At 59.9% G+C, this 12,575-nt stretch carries 10 protein-coding genes; 7 read left to right on the plus strand and 3 right to left on the minus strand.

Annotated elements, in window-relative coordinates:
• Positions 1-344 precede the first annotated feature (344 nt).
• The 7 genes from LQE90_RS12045 to LQE90_RS12075 all read left to right on the plus strand — a co-directional run bounded on the left by LQE90_RS12045 (position 345) and on the right by LQE90_RS12075 (position 9,083).
• The gene (locus LQE90_RS12045; protein ID WP_114567326.1) at positions 345-1,484 is read left to right on the plus strand and encodes a DMT family transporter; all 1,140 of its coding nucleotides are present in this window, start codon (positions 345-347) and stop codon (positions 1,482-1,484) included.
• A gap of 84 nt (positions 1,485-1,568) precedes the next feature.
• Entirely contained in the window at positions 1,569-2,129 is a 561-nt protein-coding gene (locus LQE90_RS12050; RefSeq protein ID WP_216529971.1) for a hypothetical protein, read from the plus strand.
• Between the two features lie 264 nt (positions 2,130-2,393).
• The gene (locus LQE90_RS12055) at positions 2,394-3,692 is read left to right on the plus strand and encodes an MFS transporter (protein ID WP_114567324.1); all 1,299 of its coding nucleotides are present in this window, start codon (positions 2,394-2,396) and stop codon (positions 3,690-3,692) included.
• Between the two features lie 140 nt (positions 3,693-3,832).
• The gene (locus LQE90_RS12060) at positions 3,833-4,429 is read left to right on the plus strand and encodes a TetR/AcrR family transcriptional regulator (RefSeq protein ID WP_114567323.1); all 597 of its coding nucleotides are present in this window, start codon (positions 3,833-3,835) and stop codon (positions 4,427-4,429) included.
• A 175-nt stretch (positions 4,430-4,604) separates the two neighbouring features.
• Positions 4,605-6,248, plus strand: coding sequence for an amino acid permease (locus tag LQE90_RS12065; RefSeq protein WP_231088336.1), 1,644 nt, complete (start codon positions 4,605-4,607; stop codon positions 6,246-6,248).
• 10 nt (positions 6,249-6,258) lie between these two features.
• The gene (gad, locus tag LQE90_RS12070) at positions 6,259-7,743 is read left to right on the plus strand and encodes a glutamate decarboxylase (protein ID WP_216529972.1); all 1,485 of its coding nucleotides are present in this window, start codon (positions 6,259-6,261) and stop codon (positions 7,741-7,743) included.
• A gap of 362 nt (positions 7,744-8,105) precedes the next feature.
• Positions 8,106-9,083, plus strand: coding sequence for a putative endonuclease domain-containing protein (locus LQE90_RS12075; protein WP_231088338.1), 978 nt, complete (start codon positions 8,106-8,108; stop codon positions 9,081-9,083).
• Positions 9,084-9,087: 4 nt separating this feature from the next.
• Here the strand turns inward: LQE90_RS12075 and LQE90_RS12080 are convergent, their stop codons facing one another.
• From LQE90_RS12080 to LQE90_RS12090, 3 genes are all read right to left on the minus strand, one after another.
• Positions 9,088-9,675 carry a helix-turn-helix transcriptional regulator gene (locus LQE90_RS12080; protein WP_216529973.1) on the minus strand — a complete coding sequence of 196 codons (588 nt, stop codon included), beginning with the start codon at positions 9,673-9,675 and terminating at the stop codon, positions 9,088-9,090.
• Positions 9,676-9,898: 223 nt separating this feature from the next.
• Entirely contained in the window at positions 9,899-11,020 is a 1,122-nt protein-coding gene (locus tag LQE90_RS12085; RefSeq protein ID WP_216529974.1) for an aminotransferase, read from the minus strand.
• A gap of 105 nt (positions 11,021-11,125) precedes the next feature.
• Positions 11,126-12,562, minus strand: a complete 1,437-nt coding sequence (locus tag LQE90_RS12090; RefSeq protein ID WP_114567319.1) for a basic amino acid/polyamine antiporter — start codon at positions 12,560-12,562, stop codon at positions 11,126-11,128.
• Between the last annotated feature and the right edge of the window lie 13 nt (positions 12,563-12,575).

The raw sequence follows: 12,575 nt of genomic DNA on the forward strand, positions 1-12,575 counted from the left end.
CCTGCACTGCTCCACGGCGGACGTCTACCGCGAGGGCGAGTGCCTCGACTACTTCCCGAACCGCGTCGCCGACCCGACCCTGGTCCGTCCGGAGATGTGGAACGACTAGTCGCTTAACCTGACCAACCCTTGCTGAAGCAAGAGTAGTCTCGTACAACAGAAAGGGGATCTGGTTCCGAATAAGAGTCAGGTCCCCTTTTTGGTTCCAACCTACAACTACCGCATGTGTGATTCGGCCATATAAGGTCGAATAGGGCTGTCGCATCCCTAATTCGGTCTCGCATGGCACGAGTTGCGGAGGGGTAGAGGGGATTATTTTGTTGCTACTGGTTTAAGGAGGACCAATGGCAGACAACGCTAACAAGGAAATCAAGACCGCAACGGCCGATGACGGCTCGACCGGCTACGAGATGAAGATCGGCCTTGGCACCATTGCCATGCTGATCTCGGCGACGGGCATGGGCTTGGTGCCCCTGTTCAGCCGCTGGGCAACTCGTACGGACATGTTCGACGGAGCGATGGGCCTGAACGCCGGTGACTCCATCGGCGCTTTGATGGCCGTGGGCCGCATGAGCATGGGCGTGCTGTTCTTCGTCGTCATCATGTTCGCCACGGGCAAGGTTGAGACGTTCAAGAAGCTCAAGCTGACCCCGGCAATCGCGCTGGGCGGTTTGATGATCGGCATGTCGCTGGCGTGCTACGTAACGTCCACGCTGCTGACCACCATCTCGAACGCTGTTCTGTTCATCTACATCGGCCCTGTCGTCTGCGTAGTGCTCGCTCGCATCTTCCGCAAGGAACCCATGTCTGCATTGCAGTGGGTATGCCTGGTGGCAGTGTTCATCGGTATGTTGTTCGGCAACAACCTGATGGGCTTCAACGAGTCCGGCTTCTTCGTAGACTTCAACCTGGTTCCGTCCACGCCTGAGTTCCCGCAGAAGGGCCTCGGCGACGCATTCGGTTTGGCTTCCGGCTTCTTCTATGGCGCTTCGATGTTCTTCAACGGCTACCGCAAGGACGCCGACACCACGGCTCGTGGCGTGTGGAACTTCATCTTCGCCGTGCTCGGTGCCGGTGCCATCACCGTTGTGCTGAACGCCCTGGGTGCAAACCCCGGCATGGAGAACTGGGCTCTCAACATTCACTTCACCGCATTCAACTGGATCGGCGCCCTGCTTCTTTGGGTCATCTGCGGTCCTCTGGCTCTGGGCTTCCTGTTGGTGGCTGGCCGCAACCTGCCGGCTGCTGACTACGGCACCATCGCGTACTGGGAAGTTCCCGTGGCCATCTTCGTGGGCCTGGTTGTGTTCGGCGAAGCCTTGACCATCAACACGATTCTTGGCGGTATCCTCATCATCGGCGGCGGCGCTATCCCCTCCATCAAGGGCATGCTCACCGCTCGCAAGCAGAGGAAAGAGGAAGAGATTCGCGAGAATCTTGCCGCTCGCTTGGACGAGGAAGAAGCCAAGGAGCACCTGCAGTAGGTTTGGCGGCATGCACCCGATTTCCGGGTGCATGCCTTTCCGCTATCAAGCGGTAACCCATAACCGGAAAGGAAGGTGTGGTTTATGAAGATCACGAGCAACCTGACTCACATCGCCACCGAGATGGAGTTCGAAGCTCCGCTGACTGAAGAGGAGCTGCGCGCCGCGTTCGAGGGCAACGGCTTCCAGGGATTCGCCGCCGAGCTCGACATCGCCGAGCGCACCGAGGACCACGTGCAGATGATGTCGCTTGCCGATCTGCTCGGGTTCGCGAAGGCCTCCGGCCTGTCCGCGGTGACCTACGACGTGACGTACTTCCCGCATGCCGACGCCGCCGAGGTGGACTACCAGCTCAACCAGCTGGCCCACGACCTGGAGATCAGCGCCGAGGTCATCCGCGACCTGTGCGCCGACGAGATCCAGGAGTACCTGGCGCTCGACGCCAAGCGCGACGCGAGCCTGCCCGTCCACAGCATCGTGGAAGCGTACACGGGCGGCACGGCGTTCGCCTGGTACGGCATGCGCGACTACCCGCGCCTGAAGAGGGTCATCCTGGCCAAGCTGGCCCAGGGCGGCCAGAAGGCCAAGAAGTCCTTTATCTTCCGCGCCAGCAAGGCGCAAGCGGATCTGCTTGACGAGTACTGATAGTCTATTTGTGCAAAGGACCCGCTTATGCTGCAATAAGCGGGTCCCCCTTTTCCCGATGCCGAAATGGGGCTGGCATCGGTGCCCCTCGCTCCCAATTCGCGATACGTTAAGTAACGACTTGCATTGAAGCGGAGGCACTTGGGGTATTATAACCTCAGTAAAGGCGTTTTCCCGACTGTTAGGGGGCTTCAATGGAGCAACTTATACGCCGGCGGTCTGCGTTTCTTTCTGACGTGGCCGTTCATTTCTTAGGGGATTACCATGAAAGCTAATTCTGACACACAAGGCACGCTTAAAAAGGTAGCCGTATCGTCCTTTCTTGGCAACTTCATCGAATGGTTCGATTACGCTACGTACTCGTACTTCGCGATTGTGATCGCAAACGTGTTCTTCCCGAACGACGACCCGGCACTTGCGCTTATGCAAACGTTTGCCGTGTTCGCACTGTCGTTCCTTCTGCGCCCGATCGGCGCTATCTTCTGGGGCAGCATGGGCGACAAGAAGGGTCGCAAGTGGGCGCTGTCCACCTCGATCTTCTTGATGACGGGCGCCACGTTCTGCATTGGCTTGCTGCCCGGCTACCTGACCATCGGCTTGGCGGCTCCTATCATGCTGCTGTTGCTCCGCATGGTTCAGGGCTTCTCGGCTTCTGGCGAATACGCAGGTGCTGCAACGTTTTTGGCCGAGTATGCGCCGAAGGACAAGCGCGGCGTGTACTGCTCGCTCGTACCGGCGTCGACGGCGGTCGGCTTGCTGGTCGGCTCGACGTTCGCCACCATCATGTACTCGGTGCTTCCTACCGAGGCCGTGAACGATTGGGGCTGGCGCATTCCGTTTTTGCTGGCCGGTCCGCTTGGCTTGATTGCGCACTACATTCGTACCAAGCTTGAGGATTCTCCGACGTATCAGGAGATGCAGAAGGCCATCGACAAAACCGACGACTCGAACCATCCCATTCGCGACCTGTTCCGCCATCACTCCAAGGAGCTTTTCATCTCCTTCGGCGCCTGCGTGCTGAACGCAGTGGGCTTCTACGTGGTGCTTACGTACCTGCCCGTGTATCTGGAGACGGCCGTGGGCATGGATCCGAGCCAGTCGTCGCTGATCACTACTATCAGCTTGATCGTGTACGTGGCGTTCATTTTCGGAAGCGGCCATTTGTCCGACAAGTTCGGCCGCAAGAAGATGCTGATCATTGCGTGCGTGTCGTTCATCGTTTTGACGGTGCCGGCGTTCATGCTGCTCAACACGGCCGACTTCTTCATCGTTTTGGCTGTTGAGCTGGTGCTCTGCTTGGCGCTGACCATCAACGACGGTACGCTGTCCAGCTATCTGACCGAGACGTTCCCCACGGCTGTGCGCTACACCGGTTTCGCGCTGTCCTTCAATATGGCCAATGCGATCTTCGGCGGATCGGCTTCGTTTATCTCTACGGCGCTGATCGCCGCCACCGGGTCCAACCTGGCTCCGGCGTGGTACATGGTGGGCGTGTCCTGCCTGGCGCTTGTTGCAATGATTCTGTCGCACGAGCACACGGGCAAGGATCTGGCCGACGTATAGGCTCTTTGAGCTGCTGTTTTAAGGTTGTGCTTGCTGCACAACAAGGCGTGAAAGAAGCGGCGCCGTTCGGGCTTGCTGGCCCGAACGGCGTCCGTGCACAAGGCGGCGCGAAGGCGTGCCGCCGAGGTGATGGAGGGCCTATGAGCGAGACAACGCAAACGCCTAAATCGTTGAAGGCGCAAATCACGCGCACATCGTTGGTTCTTGCGGCCGCGGCGCTTTTGCGCGAGCAGGGACCGAAGGCGGTCACGTACCGCAAGGTGGCGAAATGGGCAGGGGCCGCATCGTCCTCGGTGGGCTACTACTTCGATTCCGTGACGCAGCTTCTTCATGAGGCGGGCCGTTACAACATACAGCTTTGGGCGGAGCGTGCGGAGAAGGCTGCGTCGGCGGCGGAGGGCATGGAGGTCGAAGAGTGCCGCAAGCATGTGGTTGACCTGCTGATTCGCGCGTGCTTGCCGGATGACAGCGTTGTTCCTTCGGCTCACTACGCTCAGCTGATCGCCGCTGCCGAATCCGAGGTGGTTACCGAAGCGTACCAGAAGGGCCGCGTTTCGTTGGACGCCGCTATTGGTCGCATTCTCTCGCACGCGCAGATCGACATGCCGCCGCGTATGGTGGGCACCATCGTGGACGGCGCTGCCGTAGCCGCCATTTCCGAAGGCTACGACGTGTCTTCGTTCGCATCCGAACTGCTTGCTTCGGCGATCGAGGTGTACGGGCGCGCCGCCCGGTAGCAAGCAATCTACAGCCAACGTTTCAGCGACGGGAAGGTTAACGCCTTCCCGTCGCTGCTTTTGCGACTCCTTCCTTTGATACAACGGTTGCAGGCACGCGCGACCGTGCGCTCGCGTGCTGATTTGCAGCAATCCGTAGAAGCGCGCGCAGGTGCAAAGGAAGGAGTGAAGCAGTATGAGCGAACCTCGTCGACAAGCGGCAGCTGCCGCAGCCGATCCGGGTCCCGTAGGCAAAGCGAGCAGACCCTCGTTTACGCGATCCCTGACGTTCTTCGGGTTCTTCGCTATCACCGCGTCCATGGTGATGACGGTGTACGAGTACCCCTCGTTCGCCTCGTCAGGTTTTCAGCTGGTGTTCTTTTTGATCATCGGCGGAATTCTGTGGTTTCTGCCCGTTGCGATGTGCGCGGCGGAGATGGCCACGGTCAAGGGGTGGGAATCAGGCGGCATTTTTGCCTGGGTCGGCAACACGCTAGGGAGGCGCTGGGGCTTTGCGGCCTTGTTCTTCCAATGGTTCCAAATTACCGTAGGGTTCGTGACCATGGCGTTTTTCATCTTGGCGGCATTGGCGTACGTGGTCAAATGGGACGCGTTGTACGACAACCCGTTGGTGATGTTCTTCGGCGTGGCGGCCATCGTATGGATTCTTACGTTGACGCAGCTGGGCGGCACGAAGTTCACGGCGCGCATTTCGAAGGTCGGCTTCATCGGCGGCATTCTGGTGCCGGTCTTGGTGCTGCTCGTAGGGTTGATCTACTACTTCGCCACGGGCGGCGTATCTCAGATCACCATGGACGCTGCCACGTTTGTTCCCGATTTCACAAAGGTTGACACGCTGGTTATTTTTGCGTCGTTCATCTTGGCGTACATGGGCGTCGAGGCATCGGCTTCGCACGTGAACGAGCTGCAGAACCCGAACCGAAACTACCCGTTGGCCATGATCGTTCTAGCGGTGCTGACCATTGCGTTGGACGCGCTGGGCGGGCTGGCCGTTGCCACTACGCTGCCGGCATCCGTTCTGGACGGCAACCTATCGTTCGGCGTGATCGAGGCGTTCCGCGCTATCTTCGTGACGCATATCGGCCCTTCTATGGAGTGGGTCGTGTTCGTGGTTGCCCTGTTGCTGGCGTTGGGCGTTTTGGCGGAGATTTCCGCATGGATCGTGGGCCCGTCGCGCGCGCTTCTGGATACCGCGCACGACGGCATTCTTCCGCCGTCGTTCAAAAAGGTGAACAAGCATGGCGTGAGCGTGAAGACGGTCGTGATTCAGGCGATCATCGTAACAGTGTGGGACGCGGTGCTGTGCGGCTCCATCGCGCTTTCTGGCGGCTCGAGCTCGTCGGTGGGGTACCTGACGGCTATCGGCTTGACGGTGGTCATTTACCTGGTGGGATACGTGCTGTTCTTCCTGGGGTACTTCGTCCTTATTTTCAAGAAGAAAAACCTGCAGCGGTCGTTCCAGCTTCCCGGAGGCACGCCGTTCAAGGCTGTTGTGGCGGGGGCGGGGCTGTTCATGACGGTGGCAACGCTGATCATATCGTTCTTCCCGTCGTCGAACCTTTCGGATCAGGCGAACCTCGTGTACCAAACAACGCTGGTGGTGGCGTTCGCGGTCTCGGTGGCTATTCCGTTTGCGATTTACGCGCTGCGGCACCGGTGGGCGCCGGAAGAGGCTGCTTCCGACGGCCCTGCGGGGCCGGGAGCAGCGGCGGGCACGGGCGTGTCCGGCGGTGCGGGCGTTGCGGCTGCTGCCGCGAATGCACGCTCCCAGGACTTGGCGCGCGGCAATGACAAGCACCATACAACAAAGGATGCATAGGAGGCTCATCATGGACAAGCAATCTACTACGAGCAAGATTTTGGAGAACATGGACGAGGGAACGCGCTACTTGACGCCTATCTTCGGGTCTGAGGCAAGCGATGCGCAGATGCCGCTCATGAAGATGAACGACAAGCCGGTCGAGCCGCGCATCGCTTACGAGATGATCAAGGAATACCTGTCCATCGAAGGCAACGCAACGCAGAACCTCACCACGTTCTGCCAGACGTACATGGAGCCCATGGCCACGAAGATCATGGCCGAGACCATGGAGAAAAACGCCATCGACAAGGACGAATACCCCATGACGGCCGACTTGGAGAACCGTTGCGTGGCCATGATTGGCGACCTGTGGCATGCCGATCCGAACGAGCAGCCCATGGGCACGTCGACCGTCGGGTCGTCCGAGGCATGCATGCTGGGCGGCTTGGGCATGCTGTTCCGATGGAAGAAGCTGGCTGCGGCAGCCGGGGTGGACATCTATTCCGTCACGCGTCCGAACCTGGTCATTTCGTCGGGTTATCAGGTGTGTTGGGAAAAATTCTGTCGCTACTGGGATATCGAGATGCGCCTGGTTCCGCTTGAGAAGGACCATCTGTCGCTCAACATGGACACGGTCATGAGCTATGTGGACGACTACACCATTGGCATCACGGCAATTCTGGGCATTACGTACACCGGCAAATTCGACGACGTGAAGAAGCTGGACGAACTGGTGGAGGCGTACAACCAGGAGCATCCGAAGCTGCCGATTCGCATCCACGTGGACGGTGCGTCGGGCGGTATGTTCGCGCCGTTCGTGGAGCCTGACCTAGAGTGGGACTTCCGCTTGAAGAACGTGTGGTCCATCAACTGCTCCGGGCATAAGTACGGCCTGGTTTATCCGGGCATCGGCTGGGTCGTCTGGCGCAGCAAGGAAGCGTTGCCCGAGGACTTGATCTTCTGGGTGAGCTACCTGGGCGGTGAAGAGGCAACCATGGCCATCAACTTCTCGCGCTCGGCTTCCCAGATTGTGGGGCAGTACTACGTGCTGATGCGCAACGGCTTCGAGGGGTTCCGGGAAATCCAGGAACGTACGCTTGACGTGGCCCGCTACCTTGCTGCCGAGATCAAGGACATGGGCATGTTCGAGCTGTACGAAGATGCTGGCCACATTCCCATTGTGTGCTGGGGTTTGAAGGAAGATGCGGACGTGGCGTGGTCGCTGTACGACCTGTCCGATCGCCTGCGCATGAACGGGTGGCTGGTGCCCGCGTACCCGATGCCCGCCGACCTGCAGGAAACGACGGTGCAGCGCGTGGTGGCGCGCCAGGACTTCTCGATGCAGCTGTGCGTCAAGCTGGTGGAGGACATCAAGAAGGAAATCGATACGCTGAGCAAAGCTCGATTCGTGACGGGCAACACGCAGGGCGTCATCAACACCTGGTTCGACCATGGCGGGCGCAGCGCCGCCAGCGTAAGCGGCAAGACGGAGGACGCGGCCAAGGCGAAGTAGGGGCGGCGGCTTCCGCAGGATTGCAAGTGCCCCGGCCTGCGTTGGCCGGGGCACTTGTGCGTGCAGGCAGCGTGTGGGATGGCAACGTGCGTGCAAGCAACGTGCGTGCAGGCAGCCTGCGTGCAGGCTGCTTGCATGCAAGTAGCGTACGGGATGGCAACCTGGGTAGCGTCCCGCGGAGGGCTCGAAAATGGCAGAGATTCCGAGGTTTGTGGCTTTTAGCTCGCGACGACGCGCACGAAAAGGGAAGATGAAATCTGCGACCAGGCATTATGTAATCACTTGCTCGCTATAGGCGGAATTTCTCGCGTTCATGAGCCACAAACCTCCTAATCTCTGCCAAAAAAGCGTATGATGCGCGTATGGTTGTGATCATCGGATACGAATCGGCTCTGGAATACTGGCGCACGGTCGGCCCTCGATTCCTGCAGGGGTTGAAAAAGCGCCGGTCAGCCACCGCACGCGCTCGAAAAGCGCTGCAGGCGCAGGAGAAGCCGTATCTTTCTGCGGGCAATCGTCGACCGGGTGGATGCAGTATTCCGGTGCATGCGCTCGTCGGCAGCGCATCGGCGCGGACTCAAACGGGGAGCATCGTCTGCCACGTGCGAAGCTCGTTGCCGGAAGAGTCGGTGGTGGACGCGGGGCAAGGATTCTTCGTGAGCACGCCGGAATTTTGCTTTTTGCAGATGGCGAGCAAGCTGAGCCTTGCTCGGCTCATCCAGCTTGGCTGCGAGCTCTGTGGTACGTACGTTCATGTTGACAGCGGTCCGGCGGTTCGACGGGAGGCTCCGCTGACGTCGGTCGCCAAGCTGCGAGCGTTCGTCGAGAGTGCAGAGTACGCCTATGGGCGCACGGAGGCGCTGCGTGCGTTGGGCTTCGTGATGGAGAACGCCGCGTCTCCGATGGAGACCGTGCTGGCGCTTCTGCTGTGCCTGCCGTATCGGCTGGGCGGATACGGGATCGAGAAGCCGCAGTTTAACTACCGTGTGGACGTGCCTACCCATATAAGGAAACTCGCGGATCGAAGGTACTGCGAATGCGATCTGTGCTGGCCGGGCTCGAATCTAGCGGCCGAATACGATAGCGCGCGGTACCATCTCGATCCCGAGCGGCAGGAGAGCGATGCGCGCCGGCGCGGAACGCTCGTCTCGCTGGGATTCACCGTGCTGACCGTCTCGCGAAAGCAGGTGATGGATGGCGGCGCGTTCAACCGGCTTGCCCGTCAGATAGCGAACCTGACGGGCAAGCGGCTGCGCTACGTCGATCCCGAGTTCACTCGAGCCCACCTCGCGCTGCGCGAGGAGTTGCTTCGGGGGATGCTCGTCGAGGAAGAGGCGTGACCGCTTATCCGAAGAACATGAAGCCGAAGTAGCCGAGGCAGGCGCCGACCGAGGCTCCGATAAGCATGAACAGGGCGGTTTTAAGCGGGCGATGCTCGCGAGCGCGCCTGCTGCTTCGGCAGTCCCGGTCGACGGGCTGACCTTTTTGGAAGGCCAGGAGCTCGCGGTACGTCACCAAGTCATGCTGCTTTTTAAGGCGCTCGGCTGCAATGGCGGCCGCCATGGCAACGCCGTAGAGCAAGAGAGCGATGATCGTGCTGGGCACGATGCCCCAGCCCCAAAACGAGATGCCCCCTACGACCATCACCACGGCTGCAAGGGCGAACGCGAGCATGACGAGTCCCAGGGCGTTCAGTTTCTTTCCGTCGTGTTCGACTGCTTCTTTCATGGCTTCCATGTCTCCTTTGATCAGTTCGTCGATAGTGACGTCGAACAGAACGCTTAGGAGCAGCAGGCTTTGCACGTCGGGATAGGTCTTGTCGGTTTCCCAGTTCGAGACGGTTTGCCGTGATACGTAGATCTTGCCGGCCAAATCTTCCTGGGACAATCCTCGTTGCATCCGATACCGCTTGATTTGCTTGCTTAGTTCCACGCGCGTCCTTTCGACGGCTAAGAGACTGCCATGATGTTGGCCATGGTACCACCAAATGATTTCGACATAGGCTTCCGCGGATCGAGGATTTGCTGTCAAAAGTTTTTTGCATGCGTATGACCTGGGAAAATAAAACCCTCTTACGTTCGGGACGCGTTTGCGAGCCAAGCGTAAGAGGGCGTGAAAAGATAGGGGACGCGCGTTGCCGCCGGCGCGGTCGATGCTAGTCGAACTGCCTCAAGGCCGTGCTCAGGCGTGCAAGGCCTTCGCGCAGCGTGGCTTCTGCGGCGCAGTATCCCAAGCGCGCGCCGCGCGGCAGCTCGAAGCGACTGCCGGGAACCAGCAGCACGCCTTGATCGCGCAGCAGGTCGATGCAGAACTGCTCGTCGTCTACGGGAATGTCAAGCTGGATGTAGGATGTGGACACCGCTTTGGGCGGCACCCAGGAAACGCGCGGCTCGTTGTCGATCCACTCTTGGGCGATAGCCAGGTTGTTCAGCACGATGGCCCGGTTGCGCTCGAGCACCTTCTCGCGGTTCTTCAGTACGTGCACGGCAAGGGCGTCGTTGAACACGCCGTCGCAGATCATCGTGTAGTCGCGGTACACGCGGAAGCGATCGACCAATTCCGTGTCGTTGGAGACGATCCACCCGATACGCGCGCCCGGCACCGAGTACGTTTTGGAAAGGCTGTTGGACACCACGGCCTTGTCGTACAGGTCGGCCATGGAAACGAACGACTCCGTATCCTGCAAGGGGAGGTACACTTCGTCGGACAGCACGTACGCGCCTACCGAGCGCGCGATGTCGGCAATCTGCTGCAGCATGTCGGCCGAGAGCACGGTGCCCAAGGGGTTGCTGGCGTTGTTGATGCAGATGAGCTTCGTGTTGGGGCGTATCAGCTGCTCGAGTTCGCGGATGTCCGGGTTCCAGTCGTACTCCTGGCGGATGTGCCAGTACTCCACTTCGGCACCAAGCGTGCGCGGAATCTCGTACAGCGGCTGGTAGGTGGGGTATTCCGCAATCACGTGATCGCCGGGTTCCACCAGCGCCATGAGCGCCAGCAGGTTCGCGCCCGTTGCGCCGTTGGTTTGCAGGATGTTGTCCGGATTGCCAGCGCGGTACAGCTTGGCCACTTCGGCTTTGAATTCGGGCGATCCTTCGATCCAGCCGTAGTTCATCTTCTCACGGTTCAGGCGCTCGTAGAACGTGGCGCCTTCCTCGTTGTCGAGCGCCAAAATCTCCCCCATGGTCATAGACGCGATGGTGGATTGGGCTATGTCGTACGTGGCGCTTTTCTCCCACACGTTGAGCCAGTCTTCCACGCCGATGGTTGCGATGTTCATGCGAAGCCCTCCTTTGTTGAAAAAGGGAGACGAGCCTGAGCCCGTCTCCCTTTGCGTGTTGGTTTGCGAATCCGGTGCGCCCGGATGCTTGCGGGGCGGGTGCGGTTAGATGGAGATGATGCCCATGCCCACCATGACCAGGGAGGCAACGCCCAGGGCAGCGATAACGCCCATGCCAACAATCTCGGACTTCTTGAGACCGACGCCCTGCTGCTTGCGCGCAGCGGCGAACACGAAGAAGCCGGGGATGTAGCCGACGCAGGTCAGAAGCAGGAAGCTCCAGCCGTTGTAGAGGCAGCCCACCACCAGGAACACGGTGGCGATGGCGCCGATGGCGAACTGGCCCCACTCCTTCTTTTCCGCGGAGTGCTTGCACTGGAACGCGGAAGCCAGCGCCCAGGTGACCACGATGGCCACCGTGCACATGCTGAACGCGAAGTTGTAGGCGTCCTGGCTGAAGATGGTGATGATCATGAACACCTGGGTGCACACGGCCACCAGCAGGAGGCTGAACTGCGGAGCGCCCTTGTCGTTCAGCTTGCCCCAGCCAGCCGGGAGCAGCTTGTGCTCGGCCATTTCGCTGGTGGTTTCAGCCGGCAGAATGGTGAAGGAAAGCCAAGAACCCAGAACGCTGATGATGATGGCGATGGAGATGAACGCGCCGCCCCAGCCCGGAGCCATTTTGTCGAACACGTACAGCATGGCGGGCTTGTCCATGGCGGCGATTTCCGTGTAGGGAAGGTAGCCGTACGGAAGCACGGACGCGCCAATGTAGATAACCAGCAGGCAGACCAGGCCGATAACGGTGGCCTTGCCGGCGTCGCTCTTCTTTTCGGCGCGAGAGGACACCACGGCAGCGCCCTCGATGCCGATGAACACCCACATCATGATGATCATGCAGTTCATGACCTGCTCGCCGATGCCGCCCAGGCCCACGGCCGTGGCGCCGTATTCGCCTGCGGCGACGGCGTTGTTGTACAGCGTGCCCCAGAAGTCGGCGGTGAACACGCCGGCGTTAAACATGAACAGGGCAAACAGGATGAAGATGCCGATGGAGGCAACCTTGCACACCATGACGATGGCGTTCAAGAACGATGCGCTTTCAACGCCGCGGATAACCAGCAGCGTGAGCAGCCACATGACCACCGAGGCGATGAGGATGCAGGGCACGGTGTTTCCCGGAAGGAAATCGGGATAGAAGTATCCCACCGTGGACATCATCATCGTTGCGAAGGCCACGTTGCCAAGCCAAGCGGAAAGCCAATAGCCCCAGCCGGAAAGGAATCCTGCCAGGGGGCCGAAGCCCTCGCTTGCGTACGTGAAAATGCCGTGCAGGTCGGGGCGCTTTGCCACCAGGTTGTTCAGCGAGAGCGCCAGCAGCAGAAAGCCGATGCCGACCACAAGCCATGCCACCAGCGCGCCGCCGGGGGAGGCGACTTGGGAAAGCTGGCCGGTCAGAGCGAAAACGCCCGAGCCGATACACGAGCTGACGACCATGCCAATCAGCCCAAACAGGCTGATGCCCTTCTTCTTTTCTTCCATTGATTCTCCTTGC

The organism is Paraeggerthella hominis, from assembly GCF_021044775.1.
GTDB classification, from domain to species: domain Bacteria; phylum Actinomycetota; class Coriobacteriia; order Coriobacteriales; family Eggerthellaceae; genus Paraeggerthella; species Paraeggerthella hominis.

What these genes read in the sequence shown, in the direction of transcription:
- LQE90_RS12085 (WP_216529974.1), bottom strand. Translation starts at nt 11,020, where the DNA reads ATGAACATCGCAACCATCGGCGTGGAAGACTGGCTCAACGTGTGGGAG.
- LQE90_RS12055 (WP_114567324.1), top strand. Translation starts at nt 2,394, where the DNA reads ATGAAAGCTAATTCTGACACACAAGGCACGCTTAAAAAGGTAGCCGTA.
- LQE90_RS12045 (WP_114567326.1), top strand. Translation starts at nt 345, where the DNA reads ATGGCAGACAACGCTAACAAGGAAATCAAGACCGCAACGGCCGATGAC.
- LQE90_RS12060 (WP_114567323.1), top strand. Translation starts at nt 3,833, where the DNA reads ATGAGCGAGACAACGCAAACGCCTAAATCGTTGAAGGCGCAAATCACG.
- LQE90_RS12075 (WP_231088338.1), top strand. Translation starts at nt 8,106, where the DNA reads ATGGTTGTGATCATCGGATACGAATCGGCTCTGGAATACTGGCGCACG.
- LQE90_RS12050 (WP_216529971.1), top strand. Translation starts at nt 1,569, where the DNA reads ATGAAGATCACGAGCAACCTGACTCACATCGCCACCGAGATGGAGTTC.
- LQE90_RS12090 (WP_114567319.1), bottom strand. Translation starts at nt 12,562, where the DNA reads ATGGAAGAAAAGAAGAAGGGCATCAGCCTGTTTGGGCTGATTGGCATG.
- LQE90_RS12065 (WP_231088336.1), top strand. Translation starts at nt 4,605, where the DNA reads ATGAGCGAACCTCGTCGACAAGCGGCAGCTGCCGCAGCCGATCCGGGT.
- gad (WP_216529972.1), top strand. Translation starts at nt 6,259, where the DNA reads ATGGACAAGCAATCTACTACGAGCAAGATTTTGGAGAACATGGACGAG.